Below are 23,603 nucleotides of genomic sequence, written 5' to 3' on the forward strand. Positions count from 1 at the left end.
AAGCGTTTAGGCCTTCCCACGGCCGACCTCGCGGAGCACCGCCGCACCGAACTCCCGGGTGCCGGCGACACCGCCGAGGTCGCGGGTCTGGATGCCCGCACCGAGCACCCGGCGGACGGCCTCCTCCACGGCCGCGGCGGCGGCGGCATCGCCGAGGTGCGAGAGCAGCATCGCTCCGCTCCGGATCGCTGCGACGGGGTTTGCGATATTCCTCCCTGCGATGTCGGGGGCGCTCCCGTGCACGGGCTCAAAGAGGGCATGACGCTCCCCGATGTTCGCGCTCGGGAGCATCCCGAGCCCCCCCACGAGATAGGCGGCGGCGTCCGAGAGGATGTCGCCGAAGATATTGGTGGTGACGACCACGTCGTAGCGATCCGGGTGCATCAGGAGGTCGAGAGCGAGCGCGTCGATATAACAGGTCCTGCAGGGAACCCCCGCCCGGGCGGCCTCTGCCGTGCAGACCTCGACGAAGAGGCAGTCCGACTTCAGCACGTTCGCCTTGTTGCCGACGGTGAGGTGGCGGCGGGATTTCGCGAGGGCGCAGGCGTAGCGGGCGATCCGCTCGCTCCCCCGGCGGGAGACGACCCGGACGGTGCAGGCCCGGTCGGATTCCATCCACTCGATGCCGGAGTAGAGCCCCTCGGTGTTCTCCCGGACGATGACGATATCGACCCCCTCGCCCCGGATCGGCCGGACGTTCGCGTAGAGATCGAGTTCGCGGCGGATCTGGAGGAGGACGCTCCGGTAGCCGGGGTCGGGGGGCGTCGTGACGGCCCCGAAGAGGACGGCGTCCGCCGACCGGAGGTCGGCCATCGTCTCCTCCCCGCAGGCGTTTCCGGTCCGCTTCCAGAGCCCGTAGCCAGCCTCAACCTCGAAGAACTCGAGGTCCGGGCGCACGGCTTCGATGACCGCGCGGGCGATCGGCACGACCTCGCGCCCGATGCCGTCGCCCTCAACGACCGCGATCTTCGTCATTCTGCTTCCTCCATGCGGCCGCAACGTGCCAGACCGCCTCAGCGATCATCCTGGGCGACGCACCCCAGTGAACGACCTCGCCGAACCTGCCGTTCCAGCGCCCGATGCCGGACCGCTCGCTCCGGCAGCACCGGGCGATGAAAGGCTCGTCCGCCACCGCCCCGAGCGGGCAGATGCTCTCCACCGTGACCGTCTCGTCGTACCACTCCCTCACCAGTTCTTTCGCAGTAAGACACCCCGCAACCCGGTCGCCCGGCCGGAGCCGGTCCGCGTCGAGGGTGCGGGGGAAGCCGGCCGCGCGGCAGGGGTAGACGTCGGCTTCGATCTCCCGGATATCCCGGATATGATGCTCGAAGACGACCCCGAGGTCGCCGAAGAGCCCGGTCTTCTCCAGGTCCTGGAGCGTGGCTGAGAGGTGGGGGCGGGGCGGGGTGATGTCGTAGACGTGGATACGGAGGAGCCCCGAGAGGTCCGGGTCGAACACGAACGTGGTCTGTTCGTCGTGGCCGAAGAATACGGTGCACCGGCGCCCGGACCGGGCCGCCGCCTCCATCAAGAATGTTCGATCATGGATGTTCACGCGATCCGGGTAACGGTAGACCTCGTCGCCGGCGGCGAGCACCCGGGTCGAGAGCACCGTCCGTATCAGCCCGGTCTCGCCCGGATCGGTCTCCACCTCGAGCACCTCCATGCCGCTCGCGGTCTCCCGGACCAGGTAGCGCGAGAGGAAGTAGGCCCGGTTCCCGTACGGAGTGCCGGTCGCGGACCCGACGTACTTGCAGTGCGAAGGAAAGATCATCGGTGCGACCTCCAGTAGGGGACCAGCCCTCCGGCCCGGAGGATGGCGACCATCTTCGGGGAGAGCGGACGGGCGGGGTAGCGTTCCCCGTCAACCTCCACCCACCCGCTATCGAGGTCGAACGCAACGCGGGCGCCGTCGGTGCAGGAGACCGCGGCCTCGATCACCGGCAGGCCGACGTTGACGGCGTTTCGAAAGAAGATGCGGGCGAACGACGGGGCGACGACCCCGACCACCCCGGCTTCCCGGAGGGCGACCACCGCCTGCTCCCGGGACGACCCGCACCCCATGTTCCTCCCGGCGACGATGACCGCGCCCCTGATGCGGCCGGCGAGCGTCGGGTCGAGATCCTCAAAGACGTGCTCCGCCCAGACCGAACGGTCTTTCGTCCGGAGGTAGCGGCCCGCGATGATGAGGTCGGTATCGATATCGTTCCCGAGGCAGACCGCCGATCCGGCTCCCTGCATCATACCGCCTCCGGCACGGCAATCTCACCGGCGATGGCGCTCGCGGCGGCGGTGGCGACCGACGAGAGGTAGATTTCGCCGCCGACACCCATCCGGTTCTTGAAGTTCCGGTTCGCGGTGGAGAGACAGACCTCGCCCTCCCCGAGCACGCCCGCGTGCGCCCCGAGACACGGCCCGCACCCGGGCGTCGCCACCATGCACCCCGCGTCCACGATATCGGCGAGGACGCCGGTGGCGATAGCCCGGGAAAGCACCGCGCGCGATGCGGGGACAACCAGGGTGCGGACCGCCACCTTCCTCCCCCGGACGATGCGTGCGAACCGGGCAAGGTCCTCGTAGCGGCCGTTCGTGCAGGTCCCGACGAAGACCTGGTCGAGGTGCGTGCCGGCGAGGTCCTCCGCCTCCCGGACGGTGTCCACCCGGTGGGGGACCGCGACGAGGGGGACGACATCGGCAAGGTCGATATCGAGAGTCCGTTCGCAGCGGCAGTCTTCCGGCGCCTGGGGCGACGCCGCAAGGCCGTAACTCGCGAGGTAGCGGACGGTGACCGCATCGGCGTAGAAGAGCCCCGTCTTTGCCCCCGTCTCGACCGCCATGTTGCAGAGGGTCAGCCGTCCGTCCATGGAGATCCCCGCCGCCCCTTCGCCCGCAAACTCCAGCGCCCGGTAGGTCGCCCCTTCCATCCCGAGCCTGGCGACGCAGGCGAGGGCGACGTCTTTTGGCTCTGCAGCGCCGGAGAGCCTCCCGGAGAGGTGGACCGCGATCGTCTCCGGGACCCGGAACCACGTGGCGCCCGAGGCCCAGATCGCCGCCATATCGGTCGCGCCCACTCCGGTGGCAAACGCGCCGAAGGCGCCGAGGGTGCAGGTGTGGGAGTCGGCGCCCACGACGACCGTGCCGGGCCGGACGACCCCTTCGCTCATCACCTGGTGACAGACACCGCTTCCGGCGTCCGAGAGCGCTATTCCCGACCCTTTAGCATACCCCCGGAGTTCCGCCTGGAGCGTCGCCGTCGTCCCGGTGTTTGCCGGGACGATGTGATCGAAGACGAGGCGCAGACGCTCGGGATGGGGAAGCCGCTCGACCCCCATCTCCCGGAGCGCCGCCTGGGTAAGGACGCCGGTCCCGTCGTGGGCGAAGGCGATATCGACCTCGCGGTCCACGTACGCTCCCGCCGGTGCACCGAGGACCCGCTCGGAGAGCGTGCTCACGAGGGGACCCCTCCCTTTGCCTGCCTGAGGATCGTGCAGAGCACCTCCGGGGTGACGCTGCATTTCCCTTCGCTTTTTCGTTTGATCTGTTCGAGCACCCATTGCGCCTCGCGGTCGGAGAGTTCGAACCCATAGGCCTTTGCAACGTGCTCGAGCGCCTTCCTCCCCGTATGCTTTCCGAGGATGAATCGGCGTTCGCCGCCCACCATCTCAGGGGGGACGTACTCGTAGGTCGCCGGGTCTTCAAGGATGGCGGCGATGTGGATCCCGCTCTCATGGGCAAAGGCGTTCTCGCCGACGACCGGCCGGGTGCGCTCCGGGGCCAGGCCAGAGTACCGGGCGACCAGGCGCGAGACCTCCTGCAGGCGGGAGAGGTCGTAGCGGTCGACGCCGCCCTTCATCCGCAGGGCGACGAGCACCTGTTCGAGCGCTGCGTTCCCGGCGCGTTCCCCGATGCCGTTGACGGTGGTGTGGAGCTGGAACGCCCCCGCGGCCGCGGCCGTGACGGTGTTTGCGGCTGCAAAGCCAAGGTCGTTGTGGCAGTGGATACAGAGCGGGAAGGAAGCCTCACCAAGGATTCGGGAGACAACCGCGTGGATCTCGAGCGGCGTGAGGCACCCGACCGTATCCGCAAAACTGACGAAATCGGCACCGCATTCCACGCCGCGGGCGTACATCTCGACGAGAAACGCAGGGTCCGTCCGGGAGGCGTCCTCGGCTGCAAACCGCACCTGCACCCCGTGATCGGAGGCGAACTCCACCATATCGAGGGCGGCATCGAGCACCTCCTCGCGGGGCCGCCGGTACTTGTGCCGGACGTGGAGGTCGGAGGTCGCGATGAAGATGCTGACCATGTCCACATCGCAGTCAAGGGCCGCCTCGATATCGGGCCTGAGCGCACGCGCGAGGCAGCAGACCCGCGCAGAGAGACCGCTCCGGGCGATGGCGGCGACGCATTCCTTCTCCGCAGGGGAGACCACGGGAAACCCGGCCTCGATCACCTCCACGCCGATCTCGTCGAGCGATTCCGCGATAGCCAACTTCTCATCCCGGGTAAACGAGACGCCGGGAGTCTGCTCCCCGTCTCGCAGCGTTACATCACAGATCTCGATATGCCACGGTATCATGTCGTCCACCCTCGGGGCAGGCGCCTTCGATCACCACCGTCCGGGGCCCCTCCCGCGGGGGAGTGAGAGCCCGGTGAAGCGCCCCGACGTCGTCGGCGGCAGAGACGACCGGGTCGGCCCAGGCGATGTAGCGAAGGATGTCGGGGACGGGGTGACCGCCGGTCATCCCCATCCGGTTGTTCGCAAGGACGATACAGAGGAGCGGGAGCCCTCGTTCGTAGACGTCGATGAGGGCGGCGAGGCCCGAGTGCAGGAGCGCGTAGTCGCCGGTGAGCGCAACCCCCGTGCCGGTCGCCGCCACGGCAACCGACGAGCCGAGGCCGTAGGTGGCGACCCCAAGCCGGTAGGGCGGGTTCATCGCGAGGATCGCGCACCCGGCATCGCAGACGGCCCGCATTTTGCGCTTCCGGAGGATGGCGAAGGCGGGATGAAACGGGCAGTCCCTACAGAACGTCCGCGAGAAGCCCCGCGAGGAGAACCGCTCCGGCTCTCCGGGGGAGAGAGGAGGAGCGAGCAGCCGGTGCTCTTTGAGGAAGGGGCGACCGATCTCAGGGATCGCGGTCGGGTCCGTCGGGGGCGGATAGACGACGACGGGCCGGAATCCCCCATCCGGGCGCCGGTTGAGGGGCGAGGACCGCGCCCAGGCAAACATCGCCGCCGTCCGTAGGTCGCTTGCCTGCGCGCGGCCGGCCATCGTGAGGTCCGGGTCCGCGAGGCTCCCCTCCCGGTCGTTCCGGGGCACGGAGGGGTCCGGAACATCCGCGTCCAGGAGGTCGGGCACGACCCTGACGACGGCCACCCGTGAGAAGGTCTCGGAAGCCTCGAACGCCGCTTCGACGGCCGGACCGATCGTCTCGCCGTCGGGTTCCAGAACCGGCACCCGGGCCACCTCCCCGTAGTAACGGGAGTCCTGCACGACGTCCGATGCGGCCGCCCGCACGTCGTCGCCGACGACCACCACGACGCCCGCCCGGAGGCCCTGCGCGGTGGCGTGCACGAGCGGGTCCGCGCAGGCGTTGAGGCCGACGTGCTTGACGACCACAGCGGCCCTCCTCCCGGAGAGCGAATCGCCGAGGGCATACTCGAGCGCCGTCTTCTCGTTTATCGTGATCGCGGCCCCGGCCGAGGCGGCAACCTCGGATATTGGGTAACCGGGGACGGTGTAGCAGCAGTCGGCAGACTGGAGGAGCGCGAGAGCAAGCGCCGCCGCGCCCTTCATAGATCCCTCCCCGGCGCAAGGTCGCACCCCGTGCACGCCGCGCACATCGTCAGCGCCCGACGGGGGTCGAGGCCGGCGCGCCGGAGGACCCGCGCATGGGTCCCGCAGAGCGAGAGCAGGCGGTCGGCGGACGGGCGGGACCGGCCGGCAAGAGACCCCGCCGGGGTGAGCGGGCGGAGGACCGGGATGACTCCGGCCCCGGCAAGCTCCTCCATCACCCGCTCCAGGTCTTCGTCGGTCTCCCCGAGGCCGACGAGGATGTTCGAGTAGACCCTGCCGCGCCCGAAGAGCGCGACGGACGACGAAAGCGCCTCCCGGACCGCTTCCCACGAGAGGCCCGGGCACATATCGGCAAAGAGTGCTTCCGTTGCCGCCTCGAGGTTGAACTTCACCTCGGCGACACCGAGAGCATGGAGCCGGGCCGGAGTCTCCGGCCCCGGGTAGATCGAGACCCCGATGGGAAGACCGAACGGCAGAAGCGCCGCCACGACCTTGCAGACGTATGCCTCCTCCTCCTCGATCGAGGCGGCGACGCCGCTCGTGATCGAGATAGCATCGACCCGGTCGACGACGTCCTCGACCATGCGGGCGATCTCGTCGACCTCCTTGCGCCGCCCGGGGAGACCCGGCACCGGACAGTAGCGGCAGTGGAAGACGCACGTCCCGCTGACCGTGATATAGGCCTGGCGGGGACAGTGAAGAGCGACCGGCTCGAATCGGCCGCGAATCGTATCGCCGTCGATGCTGAGGTCCGCCGCGCCTTCCCCCCGGTGGACGAACTCGATGAGGCTCGCCTCGTCGATACCGACCCGGACCCTTCGATCGCCGACGGAGAAGAAGAGTGAACCGGTCGTTCCCGCCGAGGGGCCAGCGGCCGAGCGGGAGACGTATCGGTCTATTGGTTCGCCGGAGACGCGAACCGAACCGGCCTCAAGCAGCCGGGCCTTTAACCGGACCCATTCCATAACGCCAGCGCCTCCTCATACCGCGTATAAAACGGGATCGCCGCCACCGCTCCGACCGCACCCCGGCCGTCCATGACGATCGCGAGCCGCCGGTCGGCGAGAGAGGCAAGGTCGTCGGGGGAGACCTCGCCCCGCTTTACGCGGCAACCGAACTCCTCAAGCGGGGCGGGATCGAAGCCGCGCCAGACCGCCATCCCGGTCTCATCCGAGAGCGTGTACTCCATAAGGCAGTCGCGGTAACGCCGGACCAGTCCCGCGGGATCGGAAGTGGCGAACTCGCAGGCGACGGCGACGCAGTTCTTGGTCCGGTAGGGAACCGGATAGAGCTGCACGATGGTGTGGGAGAGGTAGCGCGAACGGTCGTCCTCAACGGCCCGTGCGATGTTGTGGGCGAGCGTCCAGGTGGCGCCCTCTTCCGGGGTATCGGTGTCGTCGACCCCGATGATCACCCGCTCGCGGCGGGGAAGCCAGACAGTCGACCCCGCGAGCCGGCCGCCGCCGGCAGGGTCGCAATTCTTGCGAACGACGCCCGCCGCAGCGGCACGGCAGGCGGACGCCCCCACGCCGCCGCCGCCGAGGCCGCGGTAGGTAACGGCGATCTCGTCCCCTTTGACGGAGACGCCGGCGATCCCCGCCGGAAAGACGGAACCTTCGAGCGCGAGGTCAACGTCGCCGGTCAAAAGATGATAGCGGTTGGTCGCACCGACGGTGCGGATCGAGCGAACGAGCGGGCTCTGTGCATAGTGGCTCTTCACCCACATTGCTCCGCCGGTGCAGTCAAAGAACTCGATGAGTTCCACATGATCCCCGCTCTCGTCGGTCACCGCCACGATCTGCGGATACCGCACGATGTACGGATCAGAAAGTCTCTCCATACAGACCGGCCGCCTCAACGCCCTTGTTTCCCCAGAGAACGGTTCCCAGTGCTCCGATCCGGCCCTTTCGGGCGTTCGAGTCGATGAACCGAATACCCATCCGGGCCGCCTCCGCTTCCGCGTCGGCGAGCGTCAGAAGTTCGGTCTTGACCCGCCGGAGGTAAGGGGACTCTGCCGCAAACGCAATCCCCCGGTAGACGGCGATGCCGGTGTCCTTGCTGACCGCACCCGACTCGATGAAGTCGCGGACGTACTCAAGGAGCGCGTCCACCCGTCCCGGACGGACCGCAAAGTTCAGGGCTGACCCGACACAGTTGGTGGTCTTCTTCGGGACCTCCGGGTTCAACTGCACGAGGCGCATGTCAAGATACTCCACCCCCGGGATCTTGCAGGCCTCGGCGCATTTGAGCGCGAGCACCCAGGTGGCGCCTTCTTCGCGGGTGTCGGTATCATCGATCCCGACCGTCACCTTCTCGTAGAGCGGCGAGACGATCCGCACCCGACAGACCCGGGCGCCGCCGATCTGGAGGTCGTCCTCAGAGGGGTACTCCGCCCGGATCACGCCCGGCGCCTGCGGCAGGCAGGCGGCAACGCCGACACCGGCGCCTGCAATCCCTGACCAGGTCGTCACCACTTCGTCCCCGACGACCTCGACCCCCTCGAGCGCCTGGCCGCCGATCTCTTTGCTCGCGGCCCCGAACTTCACCGGAGATAAACCCAGCCGGGCAAGCACCGTCATCGTCGTGCCCTCGACATGGCAGGACCGGACCGCGCCCTTTGCACGCATCCGGTTCGCCGCATCCCACTCGATGGTTCCCCGGGCCCGGCAATGCTCGCGGATCTCCGCAAGACCGGCTTTCTGGTCGACCATGGCAAGGTACTTCATCGAGAATAACGACCCGAACCGGGTCCTGACTTCATCGGGCGTGAGCGTGATCATGGTTGTCACCGAAATTATCGTTAACAAGAATGTCGTTATCAACGATATTTAAGGGGATCGATCGGGGTGAAGGCGGGCAGGATGGTGTTCACCGATCGCACAGAACGAAAAAACGGTGGGATGTTCCAGAAAGGGTATTTTCAGGCATCATTTTGGCCGACCGCCATCTCTTGAACGGAAATTGTAATCCAGATCCACCTGTTCCGAAAAAGCCCATGCTCGCATCCGTGACCAGATTGCCCCCCTCTGATTTGGGGTATTAGCATATTTCTCCTTTGGAGCGTACTTCCCGTCTTCTCTGCGTTCAAGGTACCCGGTCAGATAATCACTAACTAAAACGTTCATCTCCGACTCGATCTTATTGATCAGATCATTTCTCTTCCTCGGATCGATCTTTCTGGCCAGTCGCTCAAGGCCCGCATCTGCCATCTCAGCTGCAGTCTTTCCCGTGCTGTTTGGAGCAAATATCTGCAGCACAATGTCTATTAACCCAACCCTCACCCCATTCTTATCATGGACGGACTCGGGTACAAAAGCGATAGGCAGTTCCGGCAATCTTGAAAGGAGGGTTCCGTCGGCTGCGATGAGAGATTCCCGGAGCCGCACATTCCTGACTCTCTCGGCTTTTTCGACCCTGAGTTGCTCCAGGAGCAACAACTAACAGAAATCGCCGTCATCGACATGTTCCAGCCTGCCACTCATAACATCCGGTGATCCCTGGGCGGGAGGTATACTGTAGATGGCGAGACTATTGCAGTCCAGGTATTGATACTTCTGTAGTTTTCCTGCTTTTGACTTCGTGTTTGTCGTCAGTTCCAGGACGAACCAGCCGGATTCGCCACTGGCGCAGATGTCGGGATCGAACATCTTCCCGGCATCAGGATCGTTCTCCTTTTTCAGGCTACGATACGATAGATTCACTTCGATCACATAATCACGGATGCCCGCCTGCGCAAAAGGGCCCGTAAAAGATAACTTTGGATAGATATGGAAGAGTTGAATGGCGTTTCGCCACAACAACATCCGATTATCAGGGTGTTCAGGCAAAAAGTTCGACCCCGTCGAAGGTTATCGTTGTCCTCCCTGCATTATCTTCGCCCTGAAGTGCTGCGATGCGCGGCGCAGCGTTCACACAGCCGTTCCCGGGTATCGTGAGATGAGCAAAATCCTCCCCCAGGCTTATTGAAACCCTATCCCAGGTGTGGAGATCAACTCCTTTAAACCGTTTAAATGTATCATTATCCCGGGTCTCCGTTTCAACAAGCCATAAATTCATATTCCCTTTGCCGCTTGAAACAACTTTTGAGAACGCATCGAGATCGATCCCCTGAGAGAAATCCAGTTCAAATGCACCCATCTTCTTATCTCTCAGATCCGTCGCCTCTTCGATAGCCTCCTCATACGTTCTTGCTGTGGTGATGATCGACAGGAGAACCTCGTCGATGTCTTCGGCTTTCTGAATGGTGACCTTCCCGTTGCTGTACCACTTCGCCGCGATCACCACTCTGCCCTCCCGCCTCTTCTGCCACCGGGCGCTGTGGATGGCGAATCGTTCTTTTGCCACTTCGAGAACGTCATCAAAGTCTTTGATTGCGTTACTCGCCCCATGCCACAGCTTCAGGCTGAAGTATCCGGCATCATCCTCCGGGGAGAGACCATCGGAGTATTTGATACCCAGACCTTTCTGATACCACTCGTCGCTCCTCTCCCAGTGCAGGAGTTGCTGTCTTGATAACCAGCACCTGTCAAGGCCGACGTTCTCCCTCACCCATTTTTCGACAAGCGCATCCGACTCTTTGATGCCCAGAACGCTGTACAAGATCCACACCCGGGAGCGCGTCTTATCCAAGAATATACTATAAGGAGAGGTGCCGCCGCGGTTGATGTACCACCCCTTCCGGTCCAGTGTATCCCATCTCCCGAGCGGACAGCCAAAATCGGCAAGAGATCCGCTGTTGCTCTCCAGGAGGTATGCTTTCAGCTGGGGGGACCGTGCCGCACCGTACCCTGTCGTTTCCCTGTTATCGTCTAACCCTGCCTGCAGCCAGGTCCTTAGATCGTACAGGTCATGTATTCCGGACATACTCTGCTCATCCCACGATTGGTCAGTTGAGGTTGCTCTCAGACTATGGGTGGTACCGATAGATATATATACGTTACACAAGAGGACGGCGTGTTCACAGATCAGCGCCTTTTATCCGCAAGGTCCGGCCCGACCGGAGACGCGCAGGCGAGAGACCTAGAAATCACAACAGAAAAATGGTTTAGAGGTAATCAGCCAAGACATCCTTCAGGGCAAACTTAAACGGCCCGAGGCTGCCGCCGAAGTTTCCGGCACTGATGAACTTCACGCCCGGCACCAGGCTCGCCGCACGGATGCCCTCCGCCATCGCGGTCTTGACCGAGTCCTCGTCGACGCCGTCGATGACGATCTCGTATATTGCTTTCACGCCCTCGGGGACCTTGCTTCCCTCGACTCTGTCCCGGAGCGTCGGGCAGTAGGCCTCGTTCGTGCTGGCGCCCATGAACTTGTACTTCTTGCTCCCCATCTTCGAGCCGCTCGCGACGATGCCGCCGGGGAAGGACGTGATGACGCCGCAGACGCCGCTGATGGCGTCGACCGCAGCCTCTGCAGCCATCAGAGCAGCCATCTGGTTCTCGCTCATGATGAAGAAGTTACCGCCTGCAACACCCTTGACGGCGCCGAATTCCTCCTCGCCGATATACTCCCCCTCCATGATCGGGATGGCCCATACCGTCCTGCCGCCGACCTCGCGCTTCTCCTCGAACCCGTCGCCGAAGAAGTGGAGTTTGATCGGGAGTTTCTCCGGGACCTCGGCGACGACGTCGGCGAGACCGTCGAAGACCGCCGTTGTCGGCGCGGTGAGGACGCACTCGGAGATGCGCGTCAAAACCTGCTCTTTAAGTTTCTTCTTGCTCGCACAGATCAGAATCGCGTAGCCGGGGCGTCCGTCGGGGGTCTCGTCGGGGGAGACGAAGCAGTCGATACCCGCCTCCGCCGGACATCCGATGGTGGAGGTGGCAAAGCCGACGGCTTCCACTGCTGCCCTGTACGCCCACTCCTCAGTGACAGCGGTGATGACGGGCCGTGCCACCCAGGTCGGGAACGCTTCTGCATAGGTATCATCGATTGTAACGCCATTCAGTTCCATGGATAGAACACACCTTCGTTTGCTACAATGTCACGATGTAGACAGAATAAGGTTTCTTTTTTTCCCCGGCGGCGCGGCAGACGGGCGCACGGGAACCCCGGCCGCTCACGCCGCCCGATTAATACCCGGGTACGGAGAGGTGCGGGCACGGGACCCGAACGATTTTCCCGGGCAGGTCCCGGGCATTCAACACGGAGAGAAAAACCAATGAATACAGAAACGGTTGGTATTCACACCGCGCAACGATTAACCGGCGCTCCCCGGGATGCGGACAGGCATTACACCCGGCACCCCGGAAGATCCTGTCAGTTCTCATCGCTCCATGACCGGGGAGGCCACCGATTTTCATCAGGAACCCCGATCACAAATTTAATACTTTCGATTTCCTCTCGTCCCCGGAGGTCCATCCAGCATCGAGATTTGAGGCAGCGGATTAACATAACAATTTTTTTAATTTATAAAATTTGACAGATAATCATAGTTCTTGAATATAAGACTGCCGAATTTCAGAAAGTTTATGTATATTCTTTGACTATTCTTTTTATATCGATTTTTAATCGATCAGATCTGGTGCGTGATACCATGGCATTTGCATTGCACATCAATATGGAACGATGTACAGGCTGCAACAACTGCGTGGTGGCATGTCCGGTCGACGCTCTCGAACTTTACACCGAAGATCCGGTAACGAAGGAGAAGATCTACAAGGTCAAGGACGGCAAGGCCGTCATCCTTGATTTCAACTCCGAACTCTGCGCCGGTTGCGGTGTGTGCGTCCAGGCATGCCCCTATGGAGTCATCAAGCTTGTAGGACCGTGGGAGAGTCAGGCAAAGGCCCGAAAAGTGGAAGTCTAGGAGTGATATGAGAATATGGCACTGTTTCCAAAGTATTCCAAAACGCGGGACGGACAGAATGTCATCATGGAGCAACGGCTCCTGAAGGCGGTCAATAACCTGATCCTGAACGCAGAGACCTGCACAGGTTGCGGGATCTGTGCCGACGCCTGCCCCGAGGAGGCAATCGTCCTCGGACCCGTAGGTGCGGCACGCCGTGGAGCGATTGATTACGCAGCGCCTGTAGACGTCAACCCGGAGAAATGCTCGTATTGTGGCGTCTGTGTCATCATGTGCCCCTTCAATGCAATGACGCTCAAGGTCGACGGGGAGGAGAGGCTCCCGATCCTTGAGAAGGAAGGGTTCCCCACATACGACATGGTCACCGTCATCGACGAGGAGAAGTGCGACCGGTGCACCGTCTGCGAGGAAGTCTGTCCGCGGGATGCCATTGTCCGCGATGTCCCGACATTTGAGGGCGGCGACGAATCCGGCAAGCCGCGTCAGGCGGCGCTGCAGACCAAGACCTCATTCGTCGTCGACACCGAGAAGTGCAACGTCTGCGGCATCTGCGGCGAGCTCTGCCCGAGCATCACCGTCGTTCGCATCCCGAAAAGCCCCGAGACCGGCAAGATCGAAGGGGACGTCAAGTGGGAAGAGACCACCTGTGATGCATGTAAAGTCTGCGTGGAAGCCTGTCCTCAAGAGGCAATCACCGTAGAACGCGAAGTCATCAGCGACAAACTGCCCGGCAAGGTCGACATCGAGCAGGACAACTGTTGTACCTGCACCTGGTGCGTCCGGACCTGCCCTGAGGAAGCAATCACCGTTGAGAAGCTCTTCGAGGGAGACCTTGAGATCAACCCGGAGAAGTGTCCCGGAGGTTGCTCGACCTGTGTTGAGGTCTGCCCCTGCAACGCGCTCTACCTCCCATCCCCGCTCCCGGCAAAGGAGATGAAAGGCAAGATTGAGCCGAACATCGCCATCAACAAGGACTTCTGTATCCTCTGTGGCGCCTGCGTCAATGCCTGCCCGAGCGAGGATGCAATTGTCCTGCGACGGACGGGTATCCGGATGCAGGATAAAGAGACGGACCTCTTCAAGAGGATCAAGGAGAAGCTGCTCACCCCGAGAACATCGAAGGTCAAAGAAACCGCCCCTGGCGAGATCGAGGTCAAAGTTCTGGGAGAAGCGCAAGAGGCGTGAGGGATAGCCAATGGCAGTAAAGAAAGACTATAAGGATCAGAAACTCGCTGAGAAACTCCGGGACCGGAAATACTACGTTTCCGAAAGTAATCCGGAGTTTACCAAAGATGTGGAGAAACTCGGGCAGACGGCCGCCCACATGTGCTACCAGTGCGGCACCTGCACCGGTTCGTGCCCCTCGGCACCCCGGAGTTCGTACCGTATCCGTCTGTTCATGCGGAAAGCTGTCCTCGGCCTCGAAGAAGAGGCCCTCACCGACCCGGACCTCTGGCTCTGCACCACCTGCTACAGCTGCACCGACCGGTGCCCGCGTGACCTCGCGCCGACGGACGCCATCATGGCCATGAGAAACCTCGCGTTCAGGCGGGACATCGTTCCGCGCAACTTCCTCCAGACCGTCCAGTTGATCTATAAGACCGGCCACGGCGTCCCGAACAACGACGCAAACCGGGCCGCCCGGAAGAGACTCGGCCTTGAGGAAGAACCTGAGACAACACACAAGTACCCCGAGTACCTGCCCGGTATTCGGAAGATCCTCGACCACTACAGACTGAAAGAGCACGCAGACAGAATTCTCGCGGAGGGTGAGAAACCATGAGCGGGAGCAACCATCAGTATGCATTCTTCCTCGGATGCATCGCCCCGAACCGGTATCCGGGCATTGAGGCAGCAGCCGTCCGGACCAGCAAGAACGTCGGCATCGACCTCCTGCCCCTCAAGGGCGCAAGCTGTTGCCCGGCACCCGGTGCATTCGGCTCTATCGACCTGTACGTCTGGTACGCAATGGCGGCCCGGAACCTCGTGCTTGCCGAACAGATGAAGATGGACATCGCTCTGATCTGCAACGGGTGCTACAAGTCCATCTGGGAAGTCAACCACAAACTGAAGCACAACGACGAACTCCGCGACGGAGTCAACGAAGTGCTCAAAGAGATCGATATGGAATACAAGGGGACCGCCGACGTCTGGCACCTCGCCGAACTCTACTACGACCCCAAGATCGTGGGCGTCAAGAAGCTTGCCGAAAGCGTCCGGCGTCCCCTGACCGGTTCGAAGGTCGCCGTCCACTACGGGTGCCACCTGATGAAGCCAGCCAAGGAGCGGCACTTCGGCAACACCGAGACCCCGATGTGGATGGAAGAACTCGTCGCCGCACTCGGCGCAGAGCCGGTCCAGTACCGCAACAAGATGCAGTGCTGTGGTGCCGGTGGCGGTGTTCGCGGATACGACCTCGCGCACGCGCTCGATATCACGAACGAGAAACTGACCAATATGGAGGAGGTAGGCGTCGATGCAGTCACCGAAGTCTGCCCGTTCTGTCAACTCCAGTTCGACCGCGGCCAGCTCGAGATCAAGGAAAAGTTCGGAACCGAACACAGGATCCCCGTCCTGCACTACAACGAACTCCTGGGACTGGCACAGGGCATGAGCCCGGACGAGCTCGCACTCGACCTCCATGCCGTAGACGTTGAACCGTTCCTGAAGAAGATCCTGTGAGGTGCAAAGACATGGCAGAAGTCAAGAAGAACGAAGAGCCAAGAATTGGCGTTTTTGTGTGCCACTGTGGTACCAACATTGCGGGCTCCATCGACGTCGAAGCGGTAAAGGAGTACGCCAAGACACTCCCGAACGTCATCGTCGCCGATGACTACCAGTACATGTGCTCGACCCCCGGCCAGAACAAGATCGCGGAGGCCATCAAGGAGCAGAACCTTACCGGTATCGTCGTTGCGGCATGTTCACCCCGTCTGCATGAGCCCACGTTCCGTAACGCAACCAAGACAGGCGGCTTGAACCCCTTCCGGTTCGAGATGGCGAACATCCGCGAGCAGAACTCATGGGTGCACATGCACCAGCCGGAGGAGGCTACCGCAAAGGCTAAGGACGCAGTCAGGATCGCCGTAGCAAAGGCATCCCTCCTCGAGGACCTCGTCCCGAAGAGCGTCCCCGTGGAGAAGACCGCGATGGTCGTCGGCGGCGGTGTCGGCGGCATGCAGGCAGCGCTCGACCTTGCGAACGCCGGGATCAAGACCTACCTCGTGGAGAAGAGCCCCACGATCGGCGGCAGGATGTCCCAGCTCGACAAGACTTTCCCGACGCTGGACTGCTCGCAGTGTATCCTGACCCCGAAGATGGTGGACGTCTACCGGAACGAGACCATCGAACTCCTCACCTACACCGAGGTCGAGGCGGTCGAGGGATACATCGGCAACTTCGACGTGACCCTCCGGAAGAAGGCACGCGGTGTCCTCACCCCGAAAGAGGCAGAAGCCCGCGGCATCGTCGGCGGCGGCTGCACCGGCTGCGGCGACTGTGCGAACGTCTGCCCCGTCATCAAGCCGAACCCGTTCGAGCTCGGCATGGCGCCGAGAAAGGCGATCTACATCTACCACCCGCAGGTCTCCCCGCTGATCTACACCGTCGACTTCGACGCCTGTGTCAAGTGCGGTCTCTGCGTCGAGTCATGCGGCGATAAGAAGGCGGTCGACCTCGAGGCAACGGACGAATTCATGACCGTCAAGATCGGCACCATTATCCTCGCCCTGGGCTACGACATCTTCCCCATCGAGAAGAAACTTGAGTGGGGTTACAAGAACTACGACAACGTCATCACGAGTCTTGAGTTCGAGCGGCTGATCTGTGCATCCGGCCCGACCGGCGGCCATCTCGTCCGCCCGAGCGACGGCGAAACCCCGAAGAGGGTCGCGTTTGTCCTCTGCGCGGGGTCCCGTGACTCGACCGGCGTCGGCAAGCCTTACTGCTCGCGGTTCTGCTGCATGTACTCGCTCAAGCATGCCCACCAGATCATCGAGAAGATCCCCGGCGCGGTGCCGTACATCTTCTACATGGATATCCGGTCCTTCGGCAAGCAGTACGAGGAATTCTACTACCGTATCCAGAACGAGGGTGCAAAGTTCATCCGCGGCCGGGTTGCAAGCATCACCGAAGACCCGGTGACCAAGAACCTCCACGTCAACGCAGAAGACACCCTCCTCGGGCGGCCTGTCGACATGGAAGTCGACATGGTCGTGCTCGCAGCCGCCATCCAGCCTACCGCCGAGACCGAAAAGACCCGGAGACTCTTCGGGGTATCCTGTTCGCAGGACGGCTGGCTCCTTGAGGCTCACCCGAAGCTGAACCCATGCGGCACCACCACTGCCGGCGTCTACCTTGCCGGCGTCTGCCAGGGACCCAAGGATATTCCCGACACGGTCGCTCAGGCAGAGGGTGCGGCATCCGCGGCATCCATCCCGATCCACAGAGGACAGGTGGAGCTCGAGCCCTACTTCGCCCAGTGTATCGAGGAGAAGTGCGCAGGATGCGGACTCTGTGTCAATCAGTGCCCCTACAGCGCCCTCTCGCTCGTCGAGAAGAACGGCCGCACGGTCATGCAGGTCACGGAAGCCAAGTGCAAGGGTTGCGGAACCTGCGGCGGGTTCTGCCCCGGGGGTGCAATCTGGATGCAGCACTTCGCAACACCGCAAATCGTGGCGCAGATCGATGCATTCCTCCTCGGAGGTGAAGAGTAAATGGCTGATGAGAACTGGAAACCAAAGATTATCGCCATCATCTGCAACTGGTGTTCCTACGCAGGCGCAGACCTTGCCGGCGGCGCTCGTATCCAGTACCCGCCAGACATCCGTTCCATCCGCGTGATGTGCACGGGACGGATCGACCCCCTCTTCATCCTGAAGGCCTTCCAGGACGGGGCGGACGGCGTGCTGGTCTCCGGGTGTCACTTCGGTGACTGCCACTATCTTGAGGGCAACTTCAAGGCTGCAAAGAGGATGTTCCTCTTGAAGAGTGTCCTCAAGAACATCGGTCTTGACGACAAGCGTCTCAGAATGACCTTCGTCTCCGCATCGGAAGGTGCAAAATGGGGCACGGTCATGACGGACGTCGTCAAGACCATCCACGAGCTTGGTCCAAGCCCGCTTAAAGAATTTGCCAAGTAAATATAATAAAACAATAATAATAGACAGGGGATGAATAACAATGGCAATCAATGTAAATCTGATCACGGGTCGCACCATCCAGCAGGGGGTGTCGATGGAGGCGGGGAAGGAAAAACCCGCCTACACCGACGCCTGCGGGATTATTGAACTGGACCCGGCGGACTTTAAGAAGCTGGGAGCTTTCCGCAACACGAACGTACGTGTCACCAGCAACTACGGAAGCGTCGTCGTCAAGGCGGTCGAGGCAACCCAGGGTCCCCATCCCGGTGTAGCATATATACCGATGGGTCCGTGGGCAAACATGATAGTCAACCCGAACACCTACTCAACGGGGATGCCCACATTCAAGGGTACCCCCGTCAAGGTAGAAGTCGCCAAGAACGAACCGGTTCTCAGCTCACTGGAACTGGTGCGTAAGGCATGCAGGGGTGAACTAGCATGACAAAGACGGTAACCGACGTAGTCTGCCCGTTCTGCGGGACACTTTGCGACGACCTCGAGGTCGTCGTCAGCGATGACGGAAAGGAACTTCACGACGTATACAACGCATGCGCCATCGGCGCCGAAAAGTTCCTCCACTCTCAGGCAAAAGACCGCATCACCCACCCCCGTATGCGACAGGAGGATGGGTCCTGGAAGGAGATCTCCTACGAGGAGGCAGTCGACTACACCGCCCGGATGCTTACCGAAGCAAAGAAGCCCCTGATGTACGGCTGGAGCTCCACAAACTGTGAGGCCCAGTCTCTCGGGTCCGAGATCGGTGAACTTGTCGGAGCGGTCATGGACAACACCGCGACCGTCTGCCATGGAACATCCCTTATCGCGGTTCAGGATATCGGTATCCCGAGCTGCACGCTTGGGGAGGTCAAGAACCGGGCCGACCGCATCCTCTTCTGGGGCTGCAATCCGGCACACGCCCATCCGAGACACATGTCCCGATATTCTATCTTCCCCCGGGGATTCTTCACCGGCAAGGGTCATGCGGGCAGGAAGATGATCGTCGTCGACCCGCGTGTCACCGACACCGCCAAGATGGCGGATATCCACCTGCAGATCGAGCAGGGAGAAGACTACGAACTCCTCGACGCACTCCGTGTGGCGCTCAAGGGCGGGGAACTCCCCGACGTCGTCGCCGGAATACCGAAAAACAGGATCAACGAGGTTGCCGAGACACTCAAGAGCGGCCGCTTTGCGATCATCTTCTTCGGTATGGGCGTGACGCAGTCGCTTGGAAAGAACCACAACATCGATGCGGCCATCGCGCTCACCCGTGACTTGAACGAGTACACGAAAGCCGCCATCATGCCGATGCGCGGGCACTACAACGTCACCGGCTCCGGCCAGGTCTGGGGCTGGCAGTTCGGGTTCCCCTTCGCGGTGGACCTCTCCCGCGGATTCGCGCGGTACAACCCCGGTGAGACAACCTCCAACGACCTGCTCCGCAGGAACGAAGTGGATGCCATCTTCGTCCTCGGAAGCGATCCCGGCGCGCACTTCCCGTTCAGTTCGGTGAAGAAGATTTACGGCCTCCCCTCGATCGCCATCGACCCGCATGAGACCCCGACCACCGAGGTCTGCAAGGTCCATGTCCCGGTCGCCTTCGTGGGCGTCGAGGTGGGCGGATGCGCATATCGGATGGACAACGTGCCGATTGAGACGAGAAAGGTCGTCGAACCCCCGGAGGGGATGATGACCGACGAAGAGTTCCTCGGGCGTGTCCTCGCACGCGTCAAGGAGATTAAGGGGGTGTAAAACGATGGCAGAATATCTCATCAAGAACGGCTTCGTCTTCGACCCGGTCCTCGGGATCAGGGGAGATGCAACCGATATCGCCATCAAGGACGGCAAGATCGTCGAAGCCGATGCGGTTAAAAACCCGAAGGTCGTCGACGCCACAGGTAAGACCGTCATGGCCGGCGGTGTCGATATTCACGCTCATGTTGCCGGCCCGAAGGTGAATATGGGCCGGAACTTCCGCCCGGAAGATAAACTCTTTGGCTACAAGCCCGGACACGGCATCGAGCGGATGCAGGGTGGGTTCTCGGTCCCGACAACGATCCGGACCGGCTACACGTACGCCCACATGGGCTACACCACGGTGATGGAAGCGGCCATGCCGCCGCTCTACGCCCGGCACACCCACGAGGAGATGCGGGACACGCCGATCCTCGATCAGGGCGCCTATCCGGTCTTCGGAAACAACTGGTTCGTGCTCGAGTATCTGAAGAACCACGAGATCGAGAATACCGCGGCCTACATTGCCTGGCTCCTGCGGGCCACGAAGGGCTACGCGGTCAAGGTCGTCAACCCCGGCGGCACCGAAGCCTGGGCATGGGGCCTGAACTGTGAGAACATTCACGACCCGGTCCCCTACTTCGACATCACCCCGGCAGAGATCGTCAAGGGGCTCATCGAGGCGAACGAGTACCTCGGTCTCCCGCACTCGATGCACGTTCACACGAACAATCTCGGAAACCCCGGCAACTATACGACGACTCTCGATACGTTCAAGCTCTCCGAAGGCCTCAAGCCGAACAGCAGGTTCGGCCGCGACCAGGTGATGCACCACACCCACGTCCAGTTCCACTCCTACGGCGGGGACTCCTGGGCGAATGTGGACTCAAGAGCAAAGGAGATCATGGACTACGTGAACTCTCACGACAACATCACCATCGACATGGGTCAGGTGACGCTCGACGAGACCACGACCATGACCGCCGACGGACCGTTCGAGCACCACCTCACCGAGTTGAACCACTTAAAGTGGGCAAACGCCGACGTGGAACTCGAGACGGGGTCCGGTGTCGTCCCGTACATCTACAGCCCGAACATCAAGGTCTGCGGTATCCAGTGGGCCATCGGCCTTGAACTCGCCCTGCTTGCAAAGGATCCCATGCGGGTTTTCCTGACCACCGACCACCCGAACGCCGGACCGTTCTTCCGCTACCCGCGGATCATGAAGTGGCTCATGAGCACTGAAGCGCGCAAGCAGCAGTTCGACGCGCTTAAGTACCGGGACAAGGTCATCGATGCGACCAACCTTGCCGGCATCGACCGCGAACTCGACCTCTACGAGATCGCGCAGATGACCCGCGCAGGACCGGCGAAAGCGCTCGGCCTTTCGCACATGTACGGCGGGCTTGCCCCCGGTCTCGAAGCGGATGTCGCCGTCTTTGACTTCAACCCGAACAAGCCTTACGCGCCCGACGATATCGAGAAGGCGTTCTCGAATGCGAGGTGCCTCTTCAAGTCGGGTGTCCAGATCATCAACGACGGCGAGATCGTCTCGAACGGCAACAAGCGGACCCTCTGGGTGAACGCTCACGTCAACGAGAACCCGCAGGTGATGCGGGATGTCAAGGAGAAGTTCCTCCGCTACTATACCGTCACCCTGAACAACTACGAAGTTACCGGGCACTATCTCCAAAACCCGTACGTGATTGAGGTTGATGCCACACAGTGAGGTGCAGGAAGGATGGAAACAGTTACACTCACCATAAAGAACCAGCCCGAACTGTACCTCGAGGCCGACACCATCAGCCCCGATACGTTCGCCGGGAAGAAGACGGAAGAGATTGTCGACCTCCCTGTATACATAGGGAAGGAACCGCACCGGCTCGGAGACTTCTTTGAGGTCGCCGGCCGGACCGGGGCAACCCCGGCCGAGACGAAGATCGTCGTTAACGGCGACCTCTCCCGGGTCAAGTATATCGGCATGAAGATGACCGACGGCGAAGTCGTTGTGAACGGCGACGCCGATATGTATGTCGGCGCCTGGATGCAGGGCGGCAAGATCACCGTGAACGGAAATGTCGACGCCTTTGCCGGAACCGGTATGAAGGGCGGCGAGATTGTCATCAAGGGCAACGCGGGAAACTACCTCGGTGCGGCATACCGTGGCGACTGGCGCGGCATGCAGGGCGGCAAGATCACCGTCATGGGCAATGCCGGGAGCGATATCGGCACGTTCATGAACGGCGGGGAGATCGTCGTCGGCGGCGATGTCGACGTTCACGTTGCCACGCATGCCGAGGGAGGCAGGATCGTCGTCAAAGGCAATGCAAAGAGCAGGCTCGGCGGCCAGATGGTGGAGGGGGAGATCTACGTCTTCGGCAGCATCGATCGCATGATGCCCGGGTTTGCATACCGCGAAGATGTCGATCTCGAGGTGGACGGCACCAAAGGGCGGTTTGCCCTCTATGAGGGCGACCTTGGGGAGCGCCACCGAAAGAGGAAAGGCCAGACGATCTACGGCAAATTATACCAGCAGATCCAGGCCTGAATACCTTTTTTTTCTATCACGTCCACGAAATAGTCTGAAAATCGTAGAGTTGATGCGAGATGTTTTAAAAATGTAGCACGACGTGTTACCGTAGAGGGGGTTTCATATCACCCAAAAAAGGGGCACAATATATACGCTATTCTGTCTAATCGGCCATTATTCAATGGATCGTTAATATTTCACGCATGGGATATATTTTAGTGGAGACATAAATAGCAATGCTTATATCGTCAGAGAAGGTTACTATCTTTTTGTCCCACGAGGACGTGCAGTAGTCACCAGCAGCCACAGTCAGCGATGCTTTTAGCGTTCAGTTCACAGTTCCCGATTGTATGCACTTAAAGAGGGTAATGGAGGAAAATTATGGCAAAATACAAGGAAACTATTGACCTGTACGATGATGCAGGCAAGCAGTTGAAGAGCGGCGTGCCGCTCGAGAAGATCAGCCCGCTGGTCAACCCGGCGACCCGGAAACTCATCGACCTCACCAAGAGGACGGTCGCAGTCAACCTCAACGGGATCCAGGATGGCCTGAAGACCGGAAAGGTAGCAAAGGGGAACGTTCTCGGCCGCGAGATGAACCTGGATATCGTCGGCAACAAAGACGCCATCATCGCCAAGATCAAGGAGATGGTCCAGGTCGAAGAGGGTGACGACACCCAGATCCGCGAATTCAACGGCGGTAAACTCATCCTCGTCGAGGCTCCCAGCACCCGCCTCGAGGCCGCGGCCACCTACGATGCAGCGATCACCTCGGTCGCAGCCGCGACAACCTACGCGATTGTCGAGCAGTTCAACATCGGAGCGTTCGACGCACCGATGGTCAAGTCGGCAGTCTGGGGTTCCTACCCGCACACGATGGACCTCTCCGGCGCCAACGTCACATCCATCCTGTCGATCCCCCAGAACAACGAAGGTCTCGGCTACGCGCTCCGGAACATCCCGGTCAACCACACCGTTATGATGACCGGCAGGAACGCGATGCAGGGTGCCGCACTTGCGTCCACCTTTGAGCAGGCAGGAATGTTTGAGATGGGTAACGCCATCGGACCGTTCGAGCGCGCCCAGCTGCTCGCCTACGCCTACCAGGGCCTGAACGCGAACAACCTGGTCTACGACCTCGTCAAGAAGAACGGGGCAACCGGAACCATCGGTACCGTCGTCCAGAGTCTTGTCGAGCGGGCCATCGACGATCGGGTCATCGCCCCGGGGAAGAAGAGCGGCTACTTCCAGTTCTACGACACGAAGGACCCCATGCTCTGGAACGCCTACGCTGCTGCGGGAACCATGGCGGCCACCATGGTCAACTGCGGTGCCGGACGGTTCGCCCAGGCGGTCTCCTCGACGCTCCTGTACTTCAACGACCTGCTTGAGCACGAGACCGGGCTCCCCGGCTGCGACTACGGCCGTGTCATGGGTACCGCCGTCGGGTTCTCGTTCTTCAGCCACTCGATCTACGGCGGCGGCGGCCCCGGTATCTTCAACGGCAACCACGTCGTGACCCGCCACGCCGCCGGTGTGGCCATCCCGTGCGTGGTCGCCGCTGCTGCACTCGACGCCGGAACCCAGATGTT

The 23,603-nt window shown here is 61.6% G+C and carries 24 protein-coding genes; 11 read left to right on the forward strand and 13 right to left on the reverse strand.

The genetic code is table 11. The annotated features are described in order from the left end of the window. Positions 1–6: 6 nt before the first annotated feature. From BP737_RS03835 to fhcD, 13 genes are all read right to left on the reverse strand, one after another. Positions 7–975 carry an isocitrate/isopropylmalate dehydrogenase family protein gene (locus BP737_RS03835; RefSeq protein WP_292409140.1) on the reverse strand — a complete coding sequence of 323 codons (969 nt, stop codon included), beginning with the start codon at positions 973–975 and terminating at the stop codon, positions 7–9. After that, positions 953–1,774, reverse strand: coding sequence for a DUF7714 family protein (locus BP737_RS03840; protein WP_292409138.1), 822 nt, complete (start codon positions 1,772–1,774; stop codon positions 953–955). The genes BP737_RS03835 and BP737_RS03840 overlap by 23 nt, the downstream gene beginning before the upstream one ends. Continuing rightward, positions 1,771–2,241, reverse strand: coding sequence for a 3-isopropylmalate dehydratase (locus BP737_RS03845; protein ID WP_292409166.1), 471 nt, complete (start codon positions 2,239–2,241; stop codon positions 1,771–1,773). Before BP737_RS03845 ends, BP737_RS03840 begins: the two co-directional genes overlap by 4 nt. After that, positions 2,241–3,452 carry an aconitase/3-isopropylmalate dehydratase large subunit family protein gene (locus BP737_RS03850; protein WP_292409136.1) on the reverse strand — a complete coding sequence of 404 codons (1,212 nt, stop codon included), beginning with the start codon at positions 3,450–3,452 and terminating at the stop codon, positions 2,241–2,243. The genes BP737_RS03845 and BP737_RS03850 overlap by 1 nt, the downstream gene beginning before the upstream one ends. Next, on the reverse strand, positions 3,449–4,579 hold the full coding sequence (locus BP737_RS03855; protein WP_292409134.1) for a homocitrate synthase family protein: 1,131 nt from the start codon (positions 4,577–4,579) through the stop codon (positions 3,449–3,451). Before BP737_RS03855 ends, BP737_RS03850 begins: the two co-directional genes overlap by 4 nt. Continuing rightward, complete coding sequence (locus tag BP737_RS03860; RefSeq protein WP_292409132.1) at positions 4,551–5,798, reverse strand: thiamine pyrophosphate-dependent enzyme; 1,248 nt, start codon at positions 5,796–5,798, stop codon at positions 4,551–4,553. Before BP737_RS03860 ends, BP737_RS03855 begins: the two co-directional genes overlap by 29 nt. Further along, positions 5,795–6,763: a radical SAM protein gene (locus BP737_RS03865; RefSeq protein ID WP_292409131.1), complete on the reverse strand. Its 969-nt coding sequence runs from the start codon at positions 6,761–6,763 to the stop codon at positions 5,795–5,797. The genes BP737_RS03860 and BP737_RS03865 overlap by 4 nt, the downstream gene beginning before the upstream one ends. Further along, positions 6,745–7,638, reverse strand: coding sequence for a methanogenesis marker protein 11 (gene mmp11 / locus BP737_RS03870; RefSeq protein WP_292409129.1), 894 nt, complete (start codon positions 7,636–7,638; stop codon positions 6,745–6,747). The genes BP737_RS03865 and mmp11 overlap by 19 nt, the downstream gene beginning before the upstream one ends. After that, the gene (locus BP737_RS03875) at positions 7,622–8,578 is read right to left on the reverse strand and encodes a tRNA(Ile)(2)-agmatinylcytidine synthase (protein ID WP_292409164.1); all 957 of its coding nucleotides are present in this window, start codon (positions 8,576–8,578) and stop codon (positions 7,622–7,624) included. Before BP737_RS03875 ends, mmp11 begins: the two co-directional genes overlap by 17 nt. Positions 8,579–8,725: 147 nt before the next feature. After that, entirely contained in the window at positions 8,726–9,235 is a 510-nt protein-coding gene (locus tag BP737_RS03880) for a hypothetical protein (RefSeq protein ID WP_342685945.1), read from the reverse strand. Beyond that, a complete protein-coding gene (locus BP737_RS03885) occupies positions 9,236–9,595 on the reverse strand; it encodes a hypothetical protein (RefSeq protein ID WP_342685946.1) in 360 nt (119 codons plus the stop codon). 22 nt (positions 9,596–9,617) lie between these two features. Further along, the gene (locus BP737_RS03890; RefSeq protein WP_292409123.1) at positions 9,618–10,661 is read right to left on the reverse strand and encodes a hypothetical protein; all 1,044 of its coding nucleotides are present in this window, start codon (positions 10,659–10,661) and stop codon (positions 9,618–9,620) included. 181 nt (positions 10,662–10,842) lie between these two features. Then, on the reverse strand, positions 10,843–11,751 hold the full coding sequence (gene fhcD / locus BP737_RS03895) for a formylmethanofuran--tetrahydromethanopterin N-formyltransferase (protein ID WP_292409121.1): 909 nt from the start codon (positions 11,749–11,751) through the stop codon (positions 10,843–10,845). Between the two features lie 582 nt (positions 11,752–12,333). Between fhcD and BP737_RS03900 the strand changes: the two genes are divergently transcribed. The 11 genes from BP737_RS03900 to mcrB form a co-directional block, all read left to right on the forward strand. Further along, entirely contained in the window at positions 12,334–12,606 is a 273-nt protein-coding gene (locus BP737_RS03900; protein WP_292409119.1) for an indolepyruvate ferredoxin oxidoreductase subunit alpha, read from the forward strand. Positions 12,607–12,621: 15 nt separating this feature from the next. After that, positions 12,622–13,791 carry a 4Fe-4S binding protein gene (locus BP737_RS03905; protein WP_292409117.1) on the forward strand — a complete coding sequence of 390 codons (1,170 nt, stop codon included), beginning with the start codon at positions 12,622–12,624 and terminating at the stop codon, positions 13,789–13,791. A 10-nt stretch (positions 13,792–13,801) separates the two neighbouring features. After that, positions 13,802–14,389 (forward strand): CoB--CoM heterodisulfide reductase subunit C, encoded by a 588-nt coding sequence (gene hdrC, locus BP737_RS03910; RefSeq protein ID WP_292409115.1) that lies wholly within the window; start codon positions 13,802–13,804, stop codon positions 14,387–14,389. After that, positions 14,386–15,288, forward strand: coding sequence for a CoB--CoM heterodisulfide reductase subunit B (gene hdrB, locus BP737_RS03915; RefSeq protein ID WP_292409113.1), 903 nt, complete (start codon positions 14,386–14,388; stop codon positions 15,286–15,288). Before hdrC ends, hdrB begins: the two co-directional genes overlap by 4 nt. An 11-nt stretch (positions 15,289–15,299) precedes the next feature. Then, on the forward strand, positions 15,300–17,321 hold the full coding sequence (locus BP737_RS03920) for a CoB--CoM heterodisulfide reductase iron-sulfur subunit A family protein (RefSeq protein WP_292409111.1): 2,022 nt from the start codon (positions 15,300–15,302) through the stop codon (positions 17,319–17,321). Further along, positions 17,322–17,747 (forward strand): hydrogenase iron-sulfur subunit, encoded by a 426-nt coding sequence (locus tag BP737_RS03925; RefSeq protein WP_292409109.1) that lies wholly within the window; start codon positions 17,322–17,324, stop codon positions 17,745–17,747. Positions 17,748–17,787: 40 nt separating this feature from the next. After that, complete coding sequence (locus tag BP737_RS03930; RefSeq protein WP_292409107.1) at positions 17,788–18,189, forward strand: molybdopterin dinucleotide binding domain-containing protein; 402 nt, start codon at positions 17,788–17,790, stop codon at positions 18,187–18,189. Continuing rightward, positions 18,186–19,499 carry a formylmethanofuran dehydrogenase subunit B gene (locus BP737_RS03935; protein ID WP_292409105.1) on the forward strand — a complete coding sequence of 438 codons (1,314 nt, stop codon included), beginning with the start codon at positions 18,186–18,188 and terminating at the stop codon, positions 19,497–19,499. The genes BP737_RS03930 and BP737_RS03935 overlap by 4 nt, the downstream gene beginning before the upstream one ends. A gap of 4 nt (positions 19,500–19,503) precedes the next feature. Continuing rightward, positions 19,504–21,210, forward strand: coding sequence for a formylmethanofuran dehydrogenase subunit A (locus tag BP737_RS03940; RefSeq protein ID WP_292409103.1), 1,707 nt, complete (start codon positions 19,504–19,506; stop codon positions 21,208–21,210). Between the two features lie 12 nt (positions 21,211–21,222). After that, positions 21,223–22,029: a formylmethanofuran dehydrogenase subunit C gene (locus BP737_RS03945; protein WP_292409100.1), complete on the forward strand. Its 807-nt coding sequence runs from the start codon at positions 21,223–21,225 to the stop codon at positions 22,027–22,029. A 363-nt stretch (positions 22,030–22,392) separates the two neighbouring features. Continuing rightward, positions 22,393–23,603 (forward strand): coenzyme-B sulfoethylthiotransferase subunit beta (gene mcrB, locus BP737_RS03950; protein WP_342685947.1); only part of this gene is annotated, 1,211 nt, incomplete at its 3' end.

Origin of the sequence: Methanoculleus sp. UBA291, assembly GCF_002499755.1 — an archaeon.
GTDB classification, from domain to species: domain Archaea; phylum Halobacteriota; class Methanomicrobia; order Methanomicrobiales; family Methanoculleaceae; genus Methanoculleus; species Methanoculleus palmolei.